The sequence below is a fragment of the Achromobacter seleniivolatilans genome, assembly GCF_030864005.1.
In the GTDB taxonomy this organism is placed as follows: Bacteria; Pseudomonadota; Gammaproteobacteria; order Burkholderiales; family Burkholderiaceae_B; genus Achromobacter; species Achromobacter seleniivolatilans.
In genome coordinates this window covers 1,664,653-1,688,627 of sequence record NZ_CP132976.1, presented here as the reverse complement: position 1 = coordinate 1,688,627, position 23,975 = coordinate 1,664,653, and the positions used below count along the sequence as shown (strand labels likewise).

13 protein-coding genes are annotated in these 23,975 nt (G+C 64.1%); 2 read left to right on the top strand and 11 right to left on the bottom strand.

What is annotated here, in order from left to right:
• Positions 1-10: 10 nt before the first annotated feature.
• The 11 genes from RAS12_RS07540 to glgA all read right to left on the bottom strand — a co-directional run bounded on the left by RAS12_RS07540 (position 11) and on the right by glgA (position 22,830).
• Complete coding sequence (locus RAS12_RS07540; protein WP_306946840.1) at positions 11-787, bottom strand: ProQ/FinO family protein; 777 nt, start codon at positions 785-787, stop codon at positions 11-13.
• Between the two features lie 134 nt (positions 788-921).
• The gene (locus RAS12_RS07535; RefSeq protein WP_306946838.1) at positions 922-2,394 is read right to left on the bottom strand and encodes a hypothetical protein; all 1,473 of its coding nucleotides are present in this window, start codon (positions 2,392-2,394) and stop codon (positions 922-924) included.
• Positions 2,395-2,421: 27 nt separating this feature from the next.
• Positions 2,422-3,561, bottom strand: coding sequence for a metallophosphoesterase (locus RAS12_RS07530; RefSeq protein ID WP_306946836.1), 1,140 nt, complete (start codon positions 3,559-3,561; stop codon positions 2,422-2,424).
• Positions 3,562-3,727: 166 nt separating this feature from the next.
• Entirely contained in the window at positions 3,728-6,406 is a 2,679-nt protein-coding gene (gene treY / locus RAS12_RS07525; protein WP_306946835.1) for a malto-oligosyltrehalose synthase, read from the bottom strand.
• Positions 6,403-8,526 (bottom strand): 4-alpha-glucanotransferase, encoded by a 2,124-nt coding sequence (malQ, locus tag RAS12_RS07520; RefSeq protein WP_306946833.1) that lies wholly within the window; start codon positions 8,524-8,526, stop codon positions 6,403-6,405. Before malQ ends, treY begins: the two co-directional genes overlap by 4 nt.
• Positions 8,523-10,322 carry a malto-oligosyltrehalose trehalohydrolase gene (treZ, locus tag RAS12_RS07515; RefSeq protein WP_306946831.1) on the bottom strand — a complete coding sequence of 600 codons (1,800 nt, stop codon included), beginning with the start codon at positions 10,320-10,322 and terminating at the stop codon, positions 8,523-8,525. Before treZ ends, malQ begins: the two co-directional genes overlap by 4 nt.
• Complete coding sequence (gene glgX, locus RAS12_RS07510; RefSeq protein WP_306946829.1) at positions 10,319-12,430, bottom strand: glycogen debranching protein GlgX; 2,112 nt, start codon at positions 12,428-12,430, stop codon at positions 10,319-10,321. Before glgX ends, treZ begins: the two co-directional genes overlap by 4 nt.
• Positions 12,431-12,434: 4 nt before the next feature.
• Entirely contained in the window at positions 12,435-14,642 is a 2,208-nt protein-coding gene (glgB, locus tag RAS12_RS07505) for a 1,4-alpha-glucan branching protein GlgB (RefSeq protein ID WP_306946827.1), read from the bottom strand.
• On the bottom strand, positions 14,639-17,995 hold the full coding sequence (gene treS, locus RAS12_RS07500; protein WP_306946824.1) for a maltose alpha-D-glucosyltransferase: 3,357 nt from the start codon (positions 17,993-17,995) through the stop codon (positions 14,639-14,641). Before treS ends, glgB begins: the two co-directional genes overlap by 4 nt.
• 21 nt (positions 17,996-18,016) lie before the next feature.
• Positions 18,017-21,247 carry an alpha-1,4-glucan--maltose-1-phosphate maltosyltransferase gene (locus RAS12_RS07495; RefSeq protein ID WP_306946822.1) on the bottom strand — a complete coding sequence of 1,077 codons (3,231 nt, stop codon included), beginning with the start codon at positions 21,245-21,247 and terminating at the stop codon, positions 18,017-18,019.
• Positions 21,248-21,258: 11 nt separating this feature from the next.
• Positions 21,259-22,830, bottom strand: coding sequence for a glycogen synthase GlgA (gene glgA, locus RAS12_RS07490; RefSeq protein ID WP_306946820.1), 1,572 nt, complete (start codon positions 22,828-22,830; stop codon positions 21,259-21,261).
• A 298-nt stretch (positions 22,831-23,128) separates the two neighbouring features.
• Here glgA and RAS12_RS07485 point away from each other — a divergent pair, with 298 nt between their 5' ends.
• Positions 23,129-23,467 (top strand): ElaB/YgaM/YqjD family protein, encoded by a 339-nt coding sequence (locus RAS12_RS07485; RefSeq protein WP_306946818.1) that lies wholly within the window; start codon positions 23,129-23,131, stop codon positions 23,465-23,467.
• Between the two features lie 78 nt (positions 23,468-23,545).
• The gene (locus RAS12_RS07480; protein ID WP_306946816.1) at positions 23,546-23,944 is read left to right on the top strand and encodes a PRC-barrel domain-containing protein; all 399 of its coding nucleotides are present in this window, start codon (positions 23,546-23,548) and stop codon (positions 23,942-23,944) included.
• Positions 23,945-23,975 lie beyond the last annotated feature (31 nt).

Sequence of the window (23,975 nt, the reverse complement as noted above, 5' to 3'; positions counted from 1 at the left end):
CGGGCGAGAATTACGCCGGCGTGCCGGACGACGTAGCGTCGGCCGATTCAGGGGCAGCAGGAGCCTCGGATGCCGCAGGGGCTTCCGGCGACGCCGCGGCATCCGCAACAACAACGGGCGATTGCACTGCAACCGTGGTATCCGGAGCCGCAGCGGTATCCACCGCGGGAACCGCATCCGTGGTCACGGAACCATCCGCCGCGGCAGCCGTTTCAGCAGCAGCGGACGCTTCGGCCTTCTTGGCCTTGGAGCGGGCTGCGGCATTCTTGGATGCACTGCGCGAGGCCATGCGCTTGGCATGCTTGGACTCGTTGGTGGTCACCGTGCCGACAGGTTCGCCGTTCAGGTCCACGCGCGCAGCGTTTTCCACCATACAAGCCCAGTAGCGACGGCCGTCGCACCAAGTCTTCACGGCTTCCTTGATCTGCGCCTCGTCCAATTGCAAGGCCTGGGCGTGTTGCACCAGGTCTTCCAGCACGCCCAGCTTCAGGGGCACTTTGGGAGCAGGATTCTTCGGGAATGCCTTGGGGAACTGGCGTTGCAGGCGCGAAATGGCGACGACAACGGGGTCCACAGGCGATTCACGCCGCTCGGCGCGTTGCGGGCGTTGGCCCTTTTCGCCCTGCGGACGAGCATTCCTGTCGCCACCCTGCGGACGCGCGCCCTTATCGCCACCCTGAGGGCGCGGGCCTTTGCCGGCGCTGGGCGAACGAGGTCCTTTTGCGCCGGGCTGCGGACGCGATTCTTTCTTGGGTGCCGGCTCTTCGGGCGCCTTCTTGGTAATCAATGCCCGAATCGCGGCTAACTGTTCTAGTCCCATGTGCTACACAAAAAAAAGGTTGAGGCCGTGAGCGTAAGCGCTACGTCGCCATCGGGCATCGTTGCTACTCGTTTTTGTTGCTTTTTAGCCCAGGCCTGTGGCTATCCCGACAGCACGACAAGCAGTGCCAGGACTAAAAGAATGCCAAACGCGGCTAAGGCAAACGGCAGTAGTAGAACATACACGCTGCGTTCTTGCCCTCTGCCATGTGCCAAACCGGCTGCAATCGACATTCTGACAGGTGAAAATATGCCCATGCAGGTGCCGGAAACGTGTAACAAGGCGGCTGCGGCAGGCACATTCAGGCCCGCTTGAAGCGCCAGTGACAGTTGTGACGGCATGAAAAGGCTATTGGGCGCGTTGCCGCTGTTGGCCAGAATACCAAAAGCGCCGGCCAAAATGGGTGTAATCAGGATGGTCCAGTCTTTCAGGCTGGCGAACAGACCATCCGCAAACGCCTGCGAGATGCCGGCGCCAGCCAGCACTTCGGCCAACATGGCAAATAAAAACACCGACATTACCGCATGGCGGCCCGTCATCCAGGCTGACCGGGCCTGGGCGGCCAAGGCGCCGCGCTGCCGGTAGCAGGCGGCCATCAGCAGCGCGCCGGCGATCAGCCAGCTGCCTGCATGCAAAAACGGCATCCAGCCTGGCAGGTCCGTAAAGGGACGGAAGGCGACCAGACCGGCCAGTTCCCGATTCAGAGCGGGGACGAGGCGCGTGGCTACCAGGCAGGCAATGATCAGGATGTAGGGCAGGGCGCTGCGCGCAGCTTCACGCAGCCGGGTCTGGTCCGGGCGGCGGTCCAGCACAAAGCGCAACACGATCAGCGGGCCATAGGCTGCCAGTAGCGCTGTCTCAGGGCCCAGCAGCGCCGTGGCGGCTGTCAGCAGACCCAGGCTAGCCGCCATCCAGACAGCTTCGTGCCGGTGCTCGGCAGCAGTGGCGCGCAGCCCGGCTGAGTGAGCGGTGCGCCAGTACAAAGCCATCCAGATGATCATCAACAAGGCGACAGCGACCATGCTGTAGAGCGCCAATTGGGCGGCAGGCACGCGGGCATAGGCGGACGCCAGCAGTGTGCCGCTGCCCATTGCGCCCCAGGGGATCAGGGTTTGGCTCAACAGCGCGAAGACCATGATTTCGCGAGGTTTCAGGCCTAACGGCCGGATCAGCAGCACGGTGCCCAGCATGCCGACACCGAAACCGGTAGCGGATTCCGCGAATGGGCCAATCAGGAAACAGGCAAAAAACAATCGCCTGCGCCTGGCCAGCGGATCGGCCAATTCGGCAGCGTCTGTACGGGCGTCTGAACCGGCCGGCAAGCGGCCTTGCGAGGCCATCTGCCAGAAGAGCAGCCCGCCCAGAATGTAAGGCGTGATGATCCAGCCGATCCACAGCCCCCGTTCCAGCGCTAGCGCCAGTTGCGCGCCCATGAAGGGCGCGGGAGAGGTGAAGAGCGCAACGGGAATTGCCGCCACGAGGCCGAGCACGGCCGCGACTGTGGTGTTGACCCGCCCGCTGGCGATAGCGCCGATCACGGTCAGGGCGGGCAGGGACCACAGAAGATACGTCATGGCGCGGCGGCAGTTTTTTAGGGACGCCTATTGTGCCGTTTTGGGCGCGGCACGCAATATGATCTGCGTGATTTCCGACGGCCGGCCCAGCCGGATGGGAAATCCATTCCACAAACCGGTGCCGTTGCTGACGTAAAGACGCATTGCGCCCACCTGATATTCGCCCGACACAAATCCTTCGTTCGCCCACTGCGCCAGCAGATGCGCGCCCAGAATCTGGCCGCCGTGGGTATGGCCGGACAGTTGCAGATCAGCGCCGGCGCGGGCGTTGATGGCCGCGCCCGTCGGACGATGGCTCAGCAGAATGACGGGGTCGGCTGGGGAAACGCCTTCCAGCGCCTTGGCGACATCGGGCAAGGGCTGGCTGAAAGTTGCGGCAGTGCTGTCGGTGATGCCCGCCAGCACCAGGTTTTTCCCGTTGGGCGCAAGCGTCACATGCTCATTCAGCAACAGGCGCAGGCCCAGTTGCTTTAGCGCTGCCATCCAGCGTTGATATTCCACATAGTATTCATGGTTGCCGGGGATGGCGTAGACGCCGTATTGGGCGGTCAGCGCTTGCAGCGGACGCACATCGGCCGCACGGGCCTCCGTTGTGCCGTCGACCAGATCCCCCGTGATGACGATCAAATCGGGATGCAGGGCGTTGGCCTTGTTGACGACGGCTTCGATCCAAGGCGCTTGCAAAAGCCGGCTGGCGTGCAGGTCGGTCAGTTGCACCAGGCGAAAGCCGTCCAGGGCGGGCGGCAGACGCGGCAGGGCGATTTCAATGGTTTTTACGTCCGGCACGCGCACGGCCTGCCAAACGCCGATGGCGGATAGCGCCACGGCGAGCACGGCGGCCCCGTTGCCCCAGGAGCGGGCGCCCCAAAGGCAGCGCGCACGGGCGCGCGCAAACACAAACAAAACCAGCCCGGCGAGATCGCGGATGGCCAGCAGCATGGCCAGCAGGATCACGCTGCCGAACAGCCATCCCAAGGCAATCAACACTGTGCCGGGAATTTCGGGCGAGGCCATGGTGCCGAAAAACGTGCGGGTCACCAGATGGTGTTCCGCCGCCAGCACCACGGCAATCGAGAGCAGCGTTTTGCCGGTTTTGGGTAGGGACAGGCGCCAGACGAAGCGCCAGATTACGTAGAGACTGATAAGTCCCGTGATGACATGAAACACGCGTTGATTCCTACTGAAAGCGGCGGTAGATGTTGGGTGGCCAGCCCGCGGGCATGCGCACTCGTCCCCGCGTAGTGGCGGCCAGCGACATTATGACGAGGTGTATCGGGCCACACAGGGTAAGCCTTGCTTTCGTAGGGATAAAGCGCCAGCGGCGCGCTTGCTGCTAGACGCTGACGCCCAGCGCGACCGGGCAGTCGTGCAACAAATCGGCCAGCAGGACCTCGCCTGCGGCCGTCATGCGCAGGTGGCGGCCGGACAGCACGTCGCGCAATCCGGCTGCCGCTACGCCCGGCGGCAGCCGCAAGCCGGTGTCTTCCCAGTAGCGCCGCGCCATCTCAGGCTGATCTTGCGTATAGGGCGCCAACGCCGTTGAGCAGAGCCGGGGCGCAACGACCAGTACGTCCCGCCCCCCGTGGCGGCGCAGGAAGGCAAACACGTTTTCGGCATGAGCGCCGTGCGCTTGGACCGGCGTGCAGCCAGCCTGGCTGAACAAGTCGGGATAGCGGGCGCGCAGGATTAGCGCACGCTGAATCAGCGCCTGTTTGACGGCACCGCTACGCCAGGCTGTGGCGGAGGTATTGATAGGGGTCTCCACGTCATCGGTGCGGAGCAGCGCGGCGCGCGCCTCGTAATCGACGGGGCGGCGGTTGTCGGGATCGACCAGACTGAAATCCCAAAGATCAGTGCCCTGGTAAAGATCTGGCACCCCGGGCAAGGTATTGCGCAGCAGCGTTTGCGCCAGGCTGTTGACCAGCCCCGCCGGTGCGACGCGAAGCGCAAAGGCTGCGATTTCGCCAAGCAGGGCGAGGCCGTCTGTCGTATTGACCAGTGAGTCCAGGCAATCTTGCGCTGCTTGTTCGTAGCTGGCGTCGGGGTCGGTCCAACTGGTGTGCAGTTTGGCTTCCCGCAAGGCTTTTTGCTGCCATTGCGCAATGCGCTTCAGAAAAGCAGAGACATCCTGGGGGCGGGTGGCCACATCTTCCGCAGTCAGTTCCAACGGCCAGGCGCCCACCAAGGTTTGCAGCAGCAGATAACGGTCGGCGGGCGTGAATGCGTTGGCAGGCGCCAGCCGCGTTATCCAGGCGCTTGCGGTTTGAATCCAACCGGTGGGGTCTTCGCTCAACACGGCCAGACGGGCGCGGCTGTCTTCGCCGCGCTTGTGGTCGTGAGTGGCGGTAGCCAGCATGGCATGGGGGTGGGTGCGGGCGCGGGCGGCGCATAAGGCGTGGAAGGCGGCGGCGGACAGGGCGAAGCGAGCGGGGCTGGAGCCCACTTCGTTGCGCGACAGCAATGGGCCATGGCGATAGAACAGCGTATCTTCCAAGGCCTTGGCGGCCAGCGGCGGCGTCAGTTGCTGGAAGCGCCGCAATGCGCGCTCGCGCGCGCCATGCAGGGCATGAGTCGCGCCCGGGCCATGCGCAACCGCAGGTGCGCCATCCAGCCAGTCCTGCAATAAGGACAGCAACTGATCGTCGGCACTTCCATCGTGCGCGCCCAGCGCGGCTCGCGCAGCGCTTGCCGCTACTTGAAACCACTTTTGATCGGCGACGCTGCGTCCGCCGTCGTCGGCGTAGGTTCGATATACAGGGAAAGCCGCCAGCAAGGCAGTCAGCACGCGGTCGATCGAGGCGCTTGTCCAATCGCGAGTGCGCAGATCCTGCCGGGCAATGCGTGTGAGCGCCCGTACAAGCGCTTGGCGTTCGGCGGGAAAATGCCGGGCCAGCATCCGATGGCGCGCCAGCAATAGTTGTTCCGAAACGCTGCCAGTGCCGCCGCTTACCGCCCGCCAGAATGCCTCCAACTGGGCTTGCGCGCTGGGCGCATGCAGCAGCGCGCCGACTTGATCCATGAAGTCATAACCGGTGGTGCCGTCGGTTTCCCAACGCGGGTCCAGGGTTTCATCATCGGCCAGTATTTTTTCGACAATCAGATAGGTGTCGCGGGACAAGCCGGCTTCGACACGTGCGGGACCCGTCTGGAACAACGCCCGGCGCAGACGCCGCAGATACGCGCCCGGCGCAGCCAGACCATCAATGTGATCGATGCGCAGGCCGTCCAGCACGCCATCGCGCACCAGTTGCACAGGCAAGGCATGCACGGCGTCAAAGACCGCGTCGTCCTCCACCCGCACGCCCACCAATTCACTGATCTCGAAGAAACGGCGCCAATTGATCTGCTCGGGCGCGGTGCGCCACCAGGCCAGATGGTAATGCTGACGTTCCAGCAGCTCGTGCAACCGCCGCCTGCCAGCGGCCGTACGGGCGTCGTGCTCGGCGCACACGGTGGCGGGCGCGTGGGACGTGGCGCGGCTGAAGTCGCCCGCGACCGGTAGCCGCAAATCCCCCACATCTATCGCGTACGTGTTGTGCCGCGGGTCGTGGGTCAAGGCGATAACGCCGGTTTCCAGGCTCACACCGTAGGCTTCAGGCAGCACTGGCAGCAGAACCTTGCCGCGCAGCGCAGGATCGGGCGTATGCCAGTCAATATCAAAATAGCGGGAGTACGGGCTGTCTTGGCCTTGCCGCAGTACGTCTGCCCACCACGCATTGGACGGGTGGGCCGCCATGTGGTTGGGCACAATGTCGGCGATCAGGCCCAGCCCGTGCGCACGGGCGGCGGCGGCCAGGCGTAGAAGCGCGGCATGCCCGCCCAGATCGCTGCTGACGTGCCCATGGTCTATGACGTCGTAGCCGTGTGTGGACCCGTCGCGTGCCTGGCTGATGGGCGACAGGTACAGATGGCTTGCGCCCAGCCGCGCATAGTAAGGAACCTGCGCGCAGGCGTCGTCCAGCGTGAAGCCGGCATGCAATTGCAGGCGGGCAGTGGCGCGCGGGATGCTCATTGGCGCCCCCGCTGCGCCAGCACCGGTTGCAAACGAGCCTGGCTCTCTGGCGTGTTCAGGCAATCCGATACCGATAGCGGCAGCCGTTGACGCCAGTTCGGATGATTGGAAATGGTGCCGGGCAGGTTGGGCTGATCCAGTCTGCCGGCGATGTCTTCCAGCGGCACCAGCATCAAGGGGCAGGGGGAAGACGCCACATAACCCAGCAGATCGGCGCCCGGGGTTTCACGGGGCATCGTACGCATAGCCGCCGTTGCAGGGCTGGCCTGGACAGCGCGCCAGAGGGCTTCTCGGTCTTCAAGCCTTGCCAGACGCAGAAGAGACTCGTCCTGATCGTCGCCAAGCAGGCCCAGCCGGGTGCGCCAGCGTATGTCTTGCGCGTGCCACCAGCCCTCCAGGGTCGGAAGATCATGGGTTGTCGTCATGGCGACGGCATGCGGCGGCCAGTTCTGCGGGGGGATGAAAGCGGCCGGTCCGGTGGCGCCCGCGCCCGGTTCGCGCATGAACCACAGCACGTTCATGCCCAGCAGGCCATGGGCATGCAGTTCGTCGTCGAAGCCCTCAGGCACCGTGCCCAGGTTTTCACCGATGATGAGCGCGTCGTGCAGCCAGGCTTCCAGCGCCGTCAGGCGCAGCAGGTCTTTTAGCGGATAGCGCAGATAACCGCCGTCTTGGGGACCTGCGCCGTCGGGAATCAGCCACAAGCGTGCCATGCCCAGAATATGGTCGATGCGCAGGCCGCCCGCGTGCGCAAGGTTGGCGCGCAGCATGGCCAGAAAGGCGGCGTAGCCAGACGTATTCAATGCAGCGGGCGACAGGGCGGTCAAGCCCCAACCCTGGCCGCGGGGGTTGTGCAGATCAGGCGGCGCGCCCACGCCGGTGCGTTTCATCAGGTCCGCTTGACGGCTCCAGGCATGGCTGCCCAATGGGCTGCCGCCCACGGCCAGGTCCGCGACCAGACCGATCCGCATGCCGGCGTCGCGGGCGGCCTGTTGCGCCAGGGCCAAACTCTCGGACGCCAGCCATTGATTGAACATATGCACGTTGACGTCATCGGCCTGCGCGTCGACATACCCCTGGGCTGCGGCCGATCGCGGATCGCGCAGCCCGGCGGGCCACGCTGTCCAGGGGGTGGGGTCTCCGTAGGGCGGCGCTTGCGCCGCATGCAGGGCTTCAAACAGCGCGTGGTCGCGCAAATCCTGCCCGGCCGTCAGGCAATAGGCGGCAAAGGCCTGACGCTGTTGGGGCGGGGCATGGGCTGCGAACTGTCCGTACAGGCTGCGCAGCAATTGCTGGCGCAATCGGCCGGCCTGAGGCCAGTTGATCAGGGCTTGCGCATCCAGCGCGTGCAACATGTGCTGATCCATGTCCGCCAGCGCACTGCGCACCGCATCGTGGCCCAGCACTGCGGCCGGATCGGCGTACAGCGTATTCAAGAACAGCCGGCTTGATGGCGAATAGGGGCTGGATTGCCCGGGGTCGGCGGCGAACATTGCATGCACCGGACTGATGGCCAGCGCGTCCGCGCCAGCGCATCCGGCCGCCGTGGCAAGTTCACGCAGCGCGCCGAAATCCCCAAAGCCATGGGTTGAGTGAGTCAGGTCAGGCGCCGGGCGGCGCAGGCTGTAGACCTGCGCCGCCAGCCCCCAGGCCCGGGCGTCCTGCGTCTGCATCAGGTCGTCCATCGTGGGGGCGTGCGGTGGCGCAACCGCCAACGTCGTCATGCCTGCGGGCGTGGTCAAGGTGTAGTAGCCGGGCGTGTCCGGGGCCGGAAAGGACGGAAATCCGTCGGTGTCTGTCGTGCTGATGCCGGTCAAAACCGCCCCGGACTCCGCGTGAATTTCATAGCGCCCGGCGCATTGCACCGGCAGCGCGACGGGTTCGCTGGTGACGGCGATCAGCATCGCGGGCAGACGCTTGCGGCCAGAGGCTGCGCTCAGGCGTTGCCGGCTGTCACGGATGTCTTTGTCCGTCCCGGCAGGCAGGTCCATCGCGGCCAGCAGGGCTCGTAAGGTGTCGGGCTTGACCGTTTGCGGGCGCTGGTCTGCGCCGGTCCACTGCTCGGCGATCCCGGCATCGGCGGCCAAGGCAGACAATTCGGTGGGAGCAATAGCGTTCATGCGGAATCCTCCAACAACCAGACTGCACTGTTCGCGCAGAGGCTGCCAGCGCACAGGGCGTCCAGCGAGCCGGCCAATGATTCGAACAGCAAATTCCCGAATGCATCCTGCGTGGTCACCAGGTCGTCCGGCAATGATTGCCGGGCGTCGCCCAGATTGGCGTAGAGCGTGAGCACTGTGCCGTCATTCAACCGCCACCGCGCATGGACGCTGGCTATGCCAACGGCGTGTGCGCCCAGACTGTGGGCGCCCGCCAATCGCGGCGCGATGACGCGATTGCGCAGATTCAACAGCGCGCTGTAGTGGGTTCTCCAGGCTTTGGCGTCGGACGGGTCAGGCATGACCCAGGGATCGCTTTGACGCCAGGTGTTGACGTCGTTGGGGTCCGCCACCTTGGACGCATTGACGCCGCTGAACGCAGGAAAGGACGCGAACTCGCGCTGCCGGCCTTGGCGCACTGCCTGCGCCAAGGCCGGATCATCATGACTGGTGAAGTACAGGAACGGGGCGCGGCTGCCTTCTTCTTCGCCCATGAAAATCAGGGGAATTTGCGGCGCCAGCAATTGCAGCGTGACGGCGGCCCGCAGACGATCGGCGGATGCAGTCAAACTGATCAGCCGGTCGCCTTGCGCACGGTTGCCCGTCTGATCGTGGTTCTGCAAGAACAGCACAAACGCCGAGGGCGGTAGGTCGCTGCTTGGCTCCCCGCGCGGCGCGCCCTGCCGGTAGGGCGAGGGCTGGCCCTGGTACAGCCAGCCAGATTGCAGGCACCGGGCCAGGGCCTTGGCCGGCTCGGTAGCGTAATCGGCGTAGTAGCCATGGGCTTCGCTCGTCAACAGATGATGCAGCACATGGTGCGCGTCGTCGTTCCACTGGGCGTCATAACCCTGGGTCAACAGGCTGGCGCGGTTGTCATCGTTTTCCAAGACCAGGTGAATGTGGCGCGGTTCCGGTATCTGGCCCCGCACGAATTGCGCCAATTCCACCAGCCATTGCGGATCGGAAATTGCATGCACGGCATCCAGCCGCAGGCCGTCAAAGCGGAATTCCGTCAGCCAGTACAGCGCGTTCTCTTCAAAGAATCGGCGCACGGGCGCTTGCCGGAAGTCGATGGCGGCGCCCCAAGGCGTTTGGATATCATCGCGGAAAAACGGGCCTGCATAGCGCGACAGGTAATTGCCGTCCGGGCCGAAATGGTTGTAGACCACGTCCAGCATCACGCCCATTCCCAGGCCGTGCGCGGTGTCGATCAGTTGCTTCAGCGCGTCAGGCGTGCCGTACGTGGCGTCTGGCGCGTAAGGCAAGACGCCGTCGTAGCCCCAGTTGCGCGGGCCGGGAAAATCAGCAATGGGCATTAATTCGATCAACGTAATGCCCAGCTCGGCCAGCGCAGGCAAACGCGCTTCCAGACCCGTGTAGCCGCCCGCCAGTCCGGGGTGTACTTCATAAATGACGGCTTCTTCCCAAGGCCGCCCCGCCCATGACGGGTTGCGCCACTGATAGGTATTGGCGGCCGTCACGATGCTGGCCCCATGCACATCGTCCTCTTGCAGCCGGGATGCGGGGTCGGGAACGGTCAGGCCGTTGTCCAGTTGATAGCGGTAGCGCGTGCCGGGAGGGCACGGCACATCAGCCTGAACAAAGCCTTGGGCGTCAGGCTGCAAGGGAATCGGCGCGTGCCCGTCGACCAGCAGCGCCAGGCCCGGCGGCGCGGAGGGCGCCCACAGACGGAATCGCGTGCGGCCATCGGGCAGCGGCAGTGCGCCGTGGGTATACGGTTCGGGCAATACCGTCATGACGAGGCTCCGTTGACGTTGGCTGCGGCCAGCAGCGTCAAGCTGTTGCCTTCGACGGTGATGGAGCCTTCCGATACGGGGGCGGCAGGGGAAAGCGCTGCCGAGTCCAGCTCTCGTATCCATGACTGAGCGGGTTCGGGCAGGGTAAAGCCCAGGGCTTCGGGGCCTGGATTCAGCAGCAGCAAGGTCACGTCGACGCTGCCGTCTTCGCGCAGCGCCGCACGGCGCAGCAGCATGGCGCGGCCTTGAGGGTCGTCCCATGCGCCCTGATCCATCGGCTTGGCCTCCGAATCAAACCAGCTGATCGCGCTGATGCCCGGACACAGCTCTTGCGAAGCATCGCCAAACCTCGTCGCCCGCAGGCTGGGATGCGCGCGCCGCAAGGCCAGGACGCGCGCCAAAAAATTGCTCAATGCCCGGCCTGAATCGCTTTGCGCTTGCGTCCAGTCCAGCCAGGACACGGCGTTGTCCTGGCAATACGCATTGTTGTTGCCGTCCTGACTATTGCCGAATTCGTCGCCCGCCAGCAACATCGGTGTGCCGTCGGACAAGAACAAGGTTGCCAGTAAGGCACGTTGCACACGCTGGCGGCGCAACAGAATGCCTTCGTCCTGCGTCGGGCCTTCGGCGCCCCAGTTGTGGCTGTAATTTTCAGAGTGGCCGTCGTTGCCGCCTTCGCCGTTCGCTTCGTTGTGGCTGCCGTCATAGCTGACCACGTCTTGCGTGGTGAAACCGTCGTGCGAGGCCACGAAGTTGACGCTGGCCCAGGGACGGCGGTGGCGCCGGTCGAAGATGTCGCGCGATCCGCACAGACGTGCTGCCATGTCGCCGCGCATGCCCTCGTCGCCGCGCCAGTAGCGCCGCACCGTATCGCGGTAACGGTCATTCCATTCCGCAAAACCGGGCGGATGACTGCCCAACTGGTATCCGTCCGGACCGATGTCCCAAGGTTCTGAAATCAGTTTGACCCGAGCCAGGTCGGGGTCCTGGCCCAGAACATCAAAGAAGCCCGAGCCAGGATCAAAGCCCGTACCTTCACGGCCCAAAGTCACGCCCAGATCGAAGCGAAAACCGTCCACCCCATAGGACTGTACCCAGTAGCGCAACGAGTCCGTCACCATCTGCAAGACACGGGGATGCGACAGATTCACTGTGTTACCGCAGCCGGTGTCGTTGATGTAGTAGCGTTCGTCGCCGGGCACCAGCCGGTAATAGCTGGCGTTGTCCAGCCCCCGCCACGACAAGGTCGGGCCAAGCTCACTGCCTTCGCACGTGTGGTTGTAGACCACGTCCAGAATCACTTCCAGGCCGGCCGCATGCAGACGGCGGATGGCCTGGCGCAGATCGTTGGGGCCGCGCTGTAGATAGGTGGGCTCCGGGGCAAAGTAAGACAGCGTGTTGTAGCCCCAGTAATTGCGCAAGCCGCGTTCAAGCAAGAAGCGGTCTTGCAGAAATGCGTGGACCGGCATCAGCTCAATGGCGGTCACGCCCAGGCGTTGCACGTGTTCGATAAATCGCGGGTCGGCAAGCGCCGCGCACGTGCCGCGTAGCGGTTGGCGCAAGTCTTCGCGCTGCATGGACACACCGCGCAAATGAACTTCATAGATGGTCGTGTCCGTCCACGGAATATGGGGAGCCTTGCTGTTGCCCCAATTGAAGGGCAGGTCTTCGGTGACAACCGCCTTGGGCATGGCAGGAGCGCTGTCGCGGCGATCCATGGCCAGATCGGCGCGGGCATGATTCAGGCGGTAGCCGAACAGGGCGTCGCTCCAGCTGACCGGCCCCGTCAATTGGCGCGCGTACGGGTCCAGCACCAGTTTGTGCGGGTTGAAGCGGTGGCCGTTGCGCGGGTCATAAGGTCCATGGGCGCGGTAGCCGTAAATCAGGCCGGGTTGCGCGTCCGGCAGATAGCCATGCCAGACTTCGTCGGTGCATTCTGGCAAGTCTATCCGGCGTAATTCCTTGCGGCCGCGCGCGTCGAACAGGCACAGTTCGATCCGCGTGGCATTGGCAGAAAACACTGCAAAATTCACGCCTAACCCGTCGCTGACGGCTCCCAGCGGGTAGGGCTGTCCGGGGCCAAGACGGTTCAATTGAGAGGGGTCCATAGGGTCAGCCTTCGTGCGTGAAGAGTAGGGTGGAAAGCGGCGGCAGCATCAGCGGCAGGCATTGCGGGTGACCATGCGCAGATTCGGCCAGACTATGCGCAGCGCCCTGATTGCCTTGGCCCGATCCGCCGTAGCAGCCAGCATCGGAGTTCAGGGTTTCGGACCAGCGGCCGGCCAGCGGCACGCCGACGCGGTAGCCGTGCCGGGCGACGGGTGTGAAGTTGCTGACCGCCAGCATCGCCGGCCCGTTGCCCAGCCGTAAGAAGGCCAAGACACTGTTGTCGGCATCGTCAAACACCACCCAGGCAAAGCCCTCGGGGTCGGCATCGTGTTCATGCAGCGCGGGGGACGCCTGATAGATCCGGTTCAAATCTGCGACCAGACGCTGCACGCCCTTGTGACCGGGGTTATCCAGCAGATTCCAGTCAAGCACCGCGTCGTGATTCCATTCCGCGGGCTGGGCGATTTCTCCGCCCATGAACAGCAGCTTTTTGCCGGGGTGCGCCCACATAAACCCCAGATAGGCGCGCAGGTTCGCCAGCTTGGCCGCGTGATCGCCGGGCATTTTGTTCAGCAAGGAACCCTTGCCGTGGACAACTTCGTCATGGGAAAGCGGCAGGACGAAGCGCTCGGAATAGGCGTACACCATGCCAAAGGTGATGTCGTGGTGGTGGAATTTCCGGTAGACGGGATCTTCTTCCACATAACGCAGCGTGTCGTGCATCCAGCCCATGTTCCACTTGTAGTGAAAGCCCAATCCGCCCTCGGACACCGGGGCGGTCACGCCCGGCCAGGCGGTGGACTCTTCTGCCACCACAATGGCGCCGGGCTGCCGGTCGCGCACGGTGGTGTTCAGCTCACGCAAGAACTCCACCGCCTCCAGGTTTTCGCGGCCGCCGTAACGGTTGGGAATCCATTCACCGGGATTGCGGCTGTAATCGCGATACAGCATGGATGCCACGGCATCCACGCGCAAACCGTCGATATGGAAGTGATCCAGCCAGTGCATGGCGCTGGCGATCATGAAGGCTTTGACTTCGGTCCGGCCCAGGTTGTAGACGAGCGTGTGCCAGTCCGGGTGGTAGCCCTCGCGCGGATCGCTATATTCATACAGGGCGGTGCCGTCCATCAGCGCCAGCCCGTGGGCGTCGTCGGGAAAATGGGCGGGGACCCAATCCAGAATGACGCCTATGCCAGAGGCGTGGCAGCGGTCGACGAAGCGGGCGAAGGCGGCTGGCGGTCCAAATCGTGCGGAAGGCGCAAACAGGCCCAGCGGCTGGTAACCCCAGGAACCGCCGAACGGATACTCCATGATGGGCATCAGTTCTACATGGGAGAAGCCCATGGCGAGCGCGTAGGCGGGAAGCTTATCGGCAAGCTGGTCCCAGGCGCAGCGGCCGCCGTCGTGCGCAACCCATGAGCCTGCGTGGACTTCGTAAATAGAAATAGGGGAAGACGGCGTCTGCCGCCCGGCGCGTGATTGCATCCAGGCGTCATCGGTCCAAGGGTAAGGTGCCGGGTCGTCCACGACCGAGGCGGTCGCAGGCGGCATTTCTGTGCGGCGGGCCAGCGGGTCCGCCTTGAACGTAATGACACCGGAGCCGCTGGTAATGGCAAATTTGTAGCGGGCGCCTGCGCTCACGCCGGGAATAAAGAGCTCCCAGACGCCTGCGGCGTGGCGCAGACGCATCGGGTGGCGGCGGCCATCCCAACTGTTGAAGTCGCCAACGATGGCGACGCGGCGCGCATTGGGCGCCCAGATCGCACAGCGCAGGCCGCTTATGCCGTCCACACTATCCAGCCGTGCGCCCAACAGATCCCGGGCGGCTTGCCAGTCGCCGCCGGCCAATGCCTCCAGGCCGGTATCCGGCAACAGGGGGCCGAAGGCGTAGGGGTCGGCGGTGATCTGTTCGCCCCCAGGCCACTGGATGGCCAACTGGTAGGAGCCTGGCTGGCCCGCCCGTGCGGCGCAGGCCGCGCCGGTATACAGGCCTTGGACTTGCTCTTGCAAGACGGCGCGGGCGCCATCGGGGTACACCAGGGAAACGGCAGATGCACCGGGCGCCATCACACGGACGACGCCGTCGTGCGGGCCCAGAATGGCGAAGGGATCGCTGTGCGAGCCGGATGCAAGCGCGGTCAAGTCGGGCGCAGCGACTTCACCGGGCGTGAACTCGGGCGATTGCTGGAATGGAACGGCGCGGTGGTTCATCGGGCTTTTTCCTCGGCATCTATTGCCGCGCTTTGCAGCAGTTGGCGCGCCAGCCCGGTCAAGGCGCACAGCGGAATCGAAATCCAATCGGGCCGGTGCGCGGCTTCGTAGCTGACCTCATAGGCGGCCTTTTCCAGTTGCGCCAACGCCAACAGCGCCGCTTCCTGATCGGCCCGCAATGCAATCGCGGTTGATGCGGCATCGCGATAGCCTTGCAGAAAAGCTTCCGAGGCGCGTGTGTTGAACCGTGTGAGCAAAGCGTCGCGCAAGTCTTGCGGCACGCCCGGAGCGGACGGCGAGTCGGATGCCCCCGCGTTGGCGTCGGTGGGCGCACCGCCCAGCGGGTCGGTGCGGGCGATGGATGCCGCGGCGTAGTCAAATGATCGCAGCATGCCGGCCACGTCCTTATAGGGTGTGGTCAGATGGCGGCGTGCTTCCAGCGACTGAATCGGTTCGCCTTCAAAATCAATCAGATAGGCATCGGTCTGCGCGACCAGAACCTGACCCAGATGAAAGTCTCCGTGTACGCGGATAAGCGGCGCGCCGGTCAGGGATTGCGCCATCGCGCCAGTGCGGTCTGTCAGCCGGCCGCGATGTTCGAAGAACCACTGCGCGCAGGCGCGCGATGGGGCTTCCAGCGTATCCAGGACCGCATGCAGATCTTCTGCTGCCCGATCCAGCTGGGCGATGATGCGCGTGGCGTGCGCTTCTGCGTCTTCGGCGGTGGCGATCTGCGCCGCGAAGGCGGGATCTTCGCTGGGCTGGGCCAAGACATTGTGCAGCTCGGCCAGCCGGCGGCCGATGGTGGCTGCCACGACGGCATATCCTTCAAGACTGGCTTCGAACTCGTCGGGGGTGTCGCCGCCAAGCAGGGCCGTGCCCAAGGTGCGTTTCAGATAGTCCAGCGTCCAGCCCCAGGCGTCGCCTTCGTTCGTGACATAGGCGTGCAGCACCGCCAGCGTGTGCGGCACGCCTTCGGAATCGACCCGCAACACCTCGCCCAGCAGCGCGGGAATATTGGCGTAGCCGGACCGGGTCAGATGCCGCGTAAGTTCAACCTCGGGCGACAAGCCGGGTTGCACGCTGCGGATCAGCTTCAATATGGCTGATCCGTCAATGATGACGGAGCTGTTGGATTGTTCTCCCGTGATCCATTGCAGGACGGGTTCGGCGCCCAGTTCAATTGCGCTCAAGCCCTGTTCAGGCAGATAGCGGATAAAGCCGGGCTTGTCGCCCGGTTTGCCGCCTTCGCGGCCATCCAGTTCGCGGCTGGCGCGCAAGGCTTCCACGATGCCCAGGACAAAGCCCGGTTGCAGGAAGGCGTCGGCCAGAATGCCCACCTCCGGGCCACGGCGAACTCGAGCGATGGGGTACTGCACCTGGGCCGTTTCGTCCCACACCAGCACGAACGGCGCTTGCGCGCGCAAGCCTTCCGGTCCGCCTTCGGGTTCGATTTCGGCCCAGTAGTATTCAGCGCCTGCGGCATGAAATGGCGTGGCATAGGCCAGCCGCGCACGGGCGGGCGCCTGCGAGCCTGGAAACCAGCGTTGCCGCGCCAGATACTCTGGCAGCACTTCGTTTTCCAGCGTGGCGCGAGAGGCGTCGGTTAGCGATGCGCCGCCACGCGATTTCAAGACCAGCGTGGTCAATTCGGGCATTTGCGCGGGGCCGCTGGCATGCCATCCGGGCGGTGCGGCGTCGGCGCTCAGGTCCATCCAATAAAAGCCGTAGGGCGGCAGCGTCAGCAGATAGGGCAGTTCGCCGATGGCAGGAAAGGGCGTGCCGCCCAGCATCTCCACCGGCACGCGGCCGTTGAACTCCTGCAACTGAAGCTCGACAGGTTGCGCGGCATTCGACAGATTGGCCACGCATAGAATCGTGGTGTCGTTCCACTGGCGCAGGTAAGCGAGAATCTTGCGATTGCCTGCCAAAATGAACCGCAGCACGCCGCGTCCAAAGGCCCGGGTCTGACGGCGCTGCGCCAACATGCGGCGCGTCCAGTTCAAGAGCGAATGCGGGTCGCGCTGCTGGGCTTCGACGTTGACCGCTTCGTACCCATACAACGGACCCATCAGTACCGGCAGCGGCAGGCGTTCCGGATCGGCGCGCGAGAAGCCCCCATTGCGGTCGGGGGACCATTGCATGGGGGTGCGCACCCCGTCCCGGTCGCCTAGATGCACGTTGTCGCCCATGCCCAGCTCGTCGCCGTAGTACAGCACCGGCGTGCCGGGCATGGACAGAAGCAGGCTGTTCATCAGTTCAACGCGGCGGCGGTCGCGCTCCAGCAAGGGCGCCAGCCGGCGCCGAATACCCAGGTTGATGCGGGCGCGCGGGTCGGCGGCATAGACGCTCCACAGGTAATCCCGTTCGCGGCTGGTCACCATTTCCAGCGTCAGCTCGTCGTGATTGCGCAGAAAAATCGCCCATTGGCAGGTCTCGGGAATGTCCGGCGTCTGGCGAATGATGTCAGTGATCGGGAAGCGGTCCTCCTGCGCGATCGCCATGTACATGCGCGGCATCAGCGGAAAGTGGAATGACATATGGCATTCATCGGCGTTGCCGAAATATTCCTGCGCGTCTTCGGGCCATTGATTTGCCTCGGCCAGCAGTAGACGGCCGGGGTACTCGGCATCGATCACCGCCCGGATCTGCTTGAGCACCTGATGCGTTTCAGGCAGGTTTTCATTATTGGTGCCTTCGCGCTCGACCAGATACGGCACGGCATCCAGCCGCAGCCCGTCAACTCCCATGTCCAGCCAATGGCGCATCACGGACAGCACTTCCTTGAGCACTTGCGGGTTGTCGTAGTTCAGGTCCGGCTGATGGGAATAGAAGCGGTGCCAGAAATAGGCGTTGGCAACCGGGTCCCACGTCCAATTGGATTTTTCGGTGTCGCAGAAAATGACGCGAGTGCCGGTGTAGGCTTTGTCGTTGTCCGACCAGACGTAGAAGTTGCGGGCCGCCGATCCCGGCCGGGACGTGCGGGCGCGTTGAAACCAACGGTGCTGGTCAGACGTATGGTTCACCACCAGCTCTGTAATGACCCGCAGGCCACGGGCGTGCGCCTCGCGGATCAGCTTGCGCACGTCTGCCACGGTGCCGTAGTCGGGATGCACCCCGCGGTAATCGGCAATGTCATAGCCGTCGTCTCGCCGTGGCGACGGATAAAAGGGCAGCAGCCAGATGGTGTTCACCCCCAGGCTGGCGATGTAGTCCAACTTGGATATCAGGCCGGGCACGTCGCCCACGCCGTCGTCGTTGGAGTCAAAGAACGACTTCACATGCAGCTGGTAGATGACGGCGTCCTTGTACCAAAGCGCGTCGTCCTTAAAGGTCTGGTTTTCACTGATCATGGTTTCGGGCTCCGGACGGGGTCAACCGTTCAATGACAACCGCCAGATGCGATAGGGTTGATCGGGGGTCAGGGTGACGGCGCGCGCGGGCTCGCGCCAGGTATCACGGGTATCCGCAAGCAGGTCTTCCGCCATCAGGTGGCCCGGACGGGGTTCGCCAAAAAACCAGAACGGCGTGTCGAGTTGCGCCGTTTGGGCATGGAAGGGGTCCAGGCTGATGGCGGTCAGCACTACGTTGCCCCGGCCGGGTGTGGCCTTGATAAAAGCCAGCACGCGGTCATTGCCAGTGGCCGCCACGGTCAGGCCCCGATGGCTTTGCAGCGCGGGGTTGGCGCGGCGGATCAGATTCAGACGCGTGATCTCGGCTCGGATATTGCCGGGCTGTCGCCAGTTCCGCTGCCGGATCTCGTACTTTTCGGAGTCCAGATATTCTTCTTTGCCCGGCACCGGCGCGGCCTCGCAAAGTTCGAAACCGCTGTACATGCCCCATAGGCCAGAGCCTGTCGCGGCCAGCGCGGCGCGAATCAAAAAACCGGGACGCCCGGATGTCTGTAAAAACACGGGGTTGATATCCGGCGTGTTCACAAAAAAGTGCGGGCGAAAGAAATCGGCCGGGGGCGGCTGCGAGATTTCTTGCAGATACTCCTGTAGCTCCACCTTGTTGTTGCGCCACGTGAAATAGGTGTAGGACTGCGTGAATCCCACCTTGGCCAGCCGGTACATCATCTTGGGGCGTGTAAAGGCTTCGGACAGAAACAGCACGTCGGGGTGCTGGCCGTGCACTTCAGCGATCAGCCATTGCCAAAAAGGCAGTGGCTTGGTGTGGGGGTTATCTACGCGAAAGATCCGCACCCCGTGATCCACCCAGAACAGCACGACATCGCGCAGGGCGCGCCACAGAGAAAGCCTGCGCGCGCGCCGTGGCGGTGATCCATAAAACGACACGTTGACGATGTCTTCATATTTCTTTGGCGGGTTCTCGGCATAGCGCAAGGAGCCGTCGGGGCGCCATGAAAACCAGTCCGGATGCTGCTTTAACCAGGGATGGTCGGGGGAACACTGAATGGCAAAGTCGAGCGCCACTTCCATGCCATGGTCATGGGACGCCTGCACCAGACGCAGAAAATCCTGCAACGTTCCAAGTTTTGGCTCGATTGCGTCGTGCCCGCCGTCGGGCGATCCAATGGCATAAGGGCTGCCGACATCGCCGGGTCCCGCTTGCAGGCTGTTGTTCGGCCCCTTGCGGTTGCGCATCCCAATGGGGTGTATCGGCGGCAGATACAGCACGTCAAAACCCATTTCCTGAATGTCGGGCAGCCGTTCGATAACATCGTCGAACGTACCGTGGCGGCCAGGTTCCTGCGCTTGCGAGCGCGGAAACAATTCATACCAGGCGGCATGGCAGGCCTGCTGCCGGTCTACCCACACGGGAAAGGGCGCCGGGGTGACGGATTCAAAGGGATGGGGGTCCAGATCCCGCATGGCCAGTGCCAGGTCTTCAGCTACGAGCTGGGCGATAAGCTCGTTCCCGGGCGCTTGGGCGTCTTTTGCGGTGGCAGCCTTGAGTGCGCGTTCAACCCATGAGGCGCTGTCCGGGCGGTGCTCCGAACGAACTGCTGAAGTACCGGGCTGGGCGGAACGCTTTTGCGCCGCCGACAGCAACTGCACCGCCTCTTGCACTTCCAGCCTTACGTCGACGCCCGCCAGATGTTTGACCTCAATGTCGTGCCTGAGGGTCTGCCAGGCATCAAACCACGCCGCGATCTGAAATTCGTGCGGGCCAATCCGGCGCGGGCGGAAGCTGGCCTGCCACCGGTCGTTCAGCCCGGCTTTGAGCGGGACGATACGCCACTTGGATTCGTCGGCGGCGCGCCAACGCAATTCCCCCGCCATCTGATCGTGGCCATCCATCAGCAGGTCGGCTTGAACCACAATGCGTTCGTGCACGGTGTATTTGACGGGGTATGCCCCGCCGTCCACGGCAGGGGAAACGCGTTCAATGGCGATACGCAGACTGGCGCCGCCTTCGGTGCGTGGGCCTGGATGCAATGAGGCCTCGCGCACTGGGGACATCGGCGCTACGGCTAGCAGCGCGCAACCTGCGGGCGGCAGTTGTTCTGCCGCGAGACACGCGTCGTCCACTTGACGATGCGGCGCGATTTCGCCAGGCGGCAAGCAAGTGGCGACGGCATCCCAATCGATGGCCGCAGGCGTGACGGTGCTGAAGTTCAAGGCCAGGATGGCAGCGCTGTGATCCGCTGCGTCCCGCAGCACCAACGTCGCTCTTGCGTCCCGGCCGCCCAGTACGCGCGGCAATCCGGTCAAGGGGTGGGCGACGAGCCATTGGTTGATTTCTTGCGCCTCGCCCAGCGGCTCAATGTCGTCGTCGGCAGCCATCCAGCCTTGCGCGCTGACGGCTGCGGCCCAACCGGTGCGGCGATCAGGCAGCGGCCTGCCAATCTCGACCCCGTCCAGCGGAGATGTGCTGGCCATTACGGGCGCGACGCGGCGCAGACGCCAGGCCTCGTCTGCCAGCCAGGCAGCCTGATAGTCCCACCAAGGCAGGGAAGAGAACACGCCGTCAAAGCCCGCCGGTCGCAAGCCGTCCAGTTGGCTGGGGCTAAGTCCTGGAGTCCATGCCAAAAAGCGGAGCGCAGGCGCTTGCTTACGCATAGGCGCAAGCAGCGCCTGCCAGGCGTCGGCGGACAGGCAATCCGGGGCCTCAAACAGAAAACCCGACACACCGCAGGCTGTCCAACGGGTCAGACGCTCGGACCACGCCTGTACGAACGCCGCTGGCGGGCTGTCGAGTAGATGCAGGATTCGGCCTTCGCCCGCTGGCAGGCGCGGGTCGCGCGCCGGATCATCCGCGTGGGCGCGATGCCAGCCCGGTGCGGCAGTGGTTTCAGGGGCGCCAACGGCCACACGGTCCAGCGTGACGCGCACAAACAGGTCCAGCCCTTGTGCAGAGACGGCCTTGGCGGTTCGGGCCAGCCGTTCGGTAATGGGTTGAACCGTAGCGCCCGATGCGCTCAGGTCAGCATCCAGAGGCGCGAGCGACAGTGCATCCTCCGGGCGCAGCCACGGCGCGGGAATCAAGACCGTGTCAAAGCCCCATGTCTGGATACGTTGCACGCGGGCGTTCAAGCTTGCCAGGCCACCGGTTCCGGGCGAGCCGTCCGGCAGTCCGGCGCGAGCGTGAAATATCCGCCGCGGCGGCGCCAACTCCGTGGACTGAAGTGCGTCCGTCATGGCCAGCCGCCTCATCGCGGCATGGCCGCTGAACCGCCAGCTTGACGGGTGCGCCGAAGTTGGGCGGCGGCAAGTGCGTTGACGGGCTCGGGCAGTGAGGCTGGCGCCTCGAGCGCGGCAGGCGCAACCAGTGAATCGAATAGCTCTTGATACGGACCCACGGCGCCAAGCCAGCTGAAGTCGCTAGCCATGGCATTGCGTTGCATCGCACGCCACAGGGTGGGGTGGCGCCGCAAGTGCAGCGCGCGGGAGATCGCGTCTGCCATCGCTTGGGCGCTGTCGCCATCAAACAGCAGGCCGTTGGCGAACGCCATGTCAGTCAGCGGCGCGGCGGCGCCTGGATCTTGAATGGTGTCGGCCATGCCGCCCACGCGTGACCCGATGGGCAGCGTGCCGTAACGCATGGCATAGAGCGGCGTCAGGCCAAACGGCTCAAAACGGCTGCCGTGCAACAGGACATCGCCGCCGGCGTGCAGTCTGTGCGCGCGCGCCTCGTCATAGCCGATATGTATGCCGCACCGTTCGGGGTAGCGCTGTGCAAGGGCTTTAAGTGCGTTTTCCAGACGGCGGTCGCCCTGGCCCAGAAAGGCTACCTGCATTTCGGGGTGCGCGTCCAACACAGCGGGCAGCGCTTCCACCGCCACATCGGCCATCTTTTGTTCGGTCAAGCGGCTGCCCGACACAACGAGCGTGGCTTGCGGGTCTGGCCGCAAGCCAAACTCGCGTTGCAGCGCGGTCTTGCACAAGCGCTTATTGGATAGGTCGCCCGCGTGATAGCGCAGTTGCCCCAATTGCATGTCGCGGGACGGGTCCCACAGCTTGGTGTCGATGCCGTTGGGAATGGCCATCAGATCCGCGCCGCGTTCACGCAGCAAACCATCCAGTCCGCAGCCAAACTCCGGCGTCAGGATCTCGCGGGCATAGGTGTGGCTGACCGTGGTGACCCGGTCGGCGTAGCGGATGCCCGCTTTCATGAAATTCAGTTTGTCCCAGGCCACGGCGGCGTGTTCACCGCAGCAGGAAGCGGGAATGCCGAATGCTGCCGCTTCGTGTAGGGGAAATTGCCCATGAAAGGCAAGGTTGTGGATAGTCAGCACGCTTTTCACGTCGTGCAGGCCAGCTTCGCGCAGCAGCATCGGCGTCAGCGCCGCGTGCCAATCGTGCGCATGCACCACATCGGGGCGAGCAATGCCAGGCAGGCCGCGAGCAATGCGCACCGCGGCGTGCGACAAGGCGGCGTAGCGCAGCCCGTTATCCGCAATCTCCTGTCCGTCGTCCGCTTGGTACAGCCCGCTGCGGTCAAACAGCGAGTCGTTTTCCAGCAGCAGGAAAGGCAGTTCAGATTGCGGGCAGGTGCCCGCCAGCAGGCGCGCATCGCCACCGGGCAAATCTTCCAGCCGAGCCGCGACGCGCGCGCCGGGCAGGCGGCGGGCCACGCCCCGATAGGCGGGCAGCAGAATAGTTGCGGCAATACCGCGCTCAATCAGTGCGCGCGCCATGCCAGTAATGGCGTCGCCCAATCCGCCTGTTTTGGCCAAAGGGAACGCCTCTGCTGCCACGATCAATATGGTTGTGTTCGCCATGCCTTGCTCCCGGTAGGGGCAGAGGGCCGATGGAAAAAAGGGTGCCCGATGCCATAGCGCCTTATGCGCAAGGCGCGTGCCCAAAGCCACATCACGAGCACAGGCGCGCCAGGCAGGGGGGCTGGCGCGCCACGCATCGCGCCGAAGCGTCGTTGTTGCAGGTGTTTGTAAATTTGGGAGCACCGCAGCAAAAACAGGCGACAGGTCAGATTCCAGCCTTGCGGCACGGCGCTTGCGGATAGGGCGGTGGATGAGCGCGAAACGCGCCTATCGAGTGTTATTTATTCAAGGAGGTGTCATGAATACAGAGTCCAGATTGCGCGACATAATCAAGTCCGGCGACGAAACCCGTAGCACACTGCGCGACCTTATCGCCGGCACGGAAAGCTTGTTGCGCAGCACGGCCAGCCAAGCAGGTTCTGAAGCCGAGGCAGCCCGGGATCGGCTCAAGCAACAGCTGGATGCCGCTCGCGAGCAAACGCGGGGTTGGGAGAAGCACGCATGGCGGCGCGCCCGCGAGGTCTCGCAGGCCACTGATGGCTATGTGCACGAGAACGCCTGGAAGACCGTTGCTGGCGCCGCCTTGGTGGGCGTGCTGGTCGGTATGTGTTTCATGTCTGGCAACGGACGCGATTGAACGCGCACGGCAGGCCTAGCAGTTCTCACATCCACGATACGCAAACGCAGGGCTTACGCCCCGCATAGGAGATAGACAATGGAAAATCAAACCAATATCGTTGGCGGCCCCAAGAGCAATCCGGCCGGTCCGGGCCCGCAGGTCATGGCCGCAGACACGTTGGCGGGCAATGACGTGTACAACTCGGCGGGTGAAGAGCTGGGTTCGATCAAGGACATCATGATCGACGTACCCCGTGGCCGCGTGGCGTATGCCGTGTTGTCGCGCGGGGGTCTGCTGGGAATGGGCGACACGCTGTATGCCATCCCTTGGGGGGCGTTGACGCTGGACACGGATCGCAAGTGCTTCGTGCTGAACGTGGACAAGGAAACCCTGAAGAACGCGCCGGGCTTTGATAAGGACAATTGGCCAAAGATGGCCGATGAGACGTGGGCTCGCAATTTGCACACGTATTACAAGCAAGACATTTATTGGTAGTCCGATGGCAAAGCCAGGGCCGCTAGGCCCG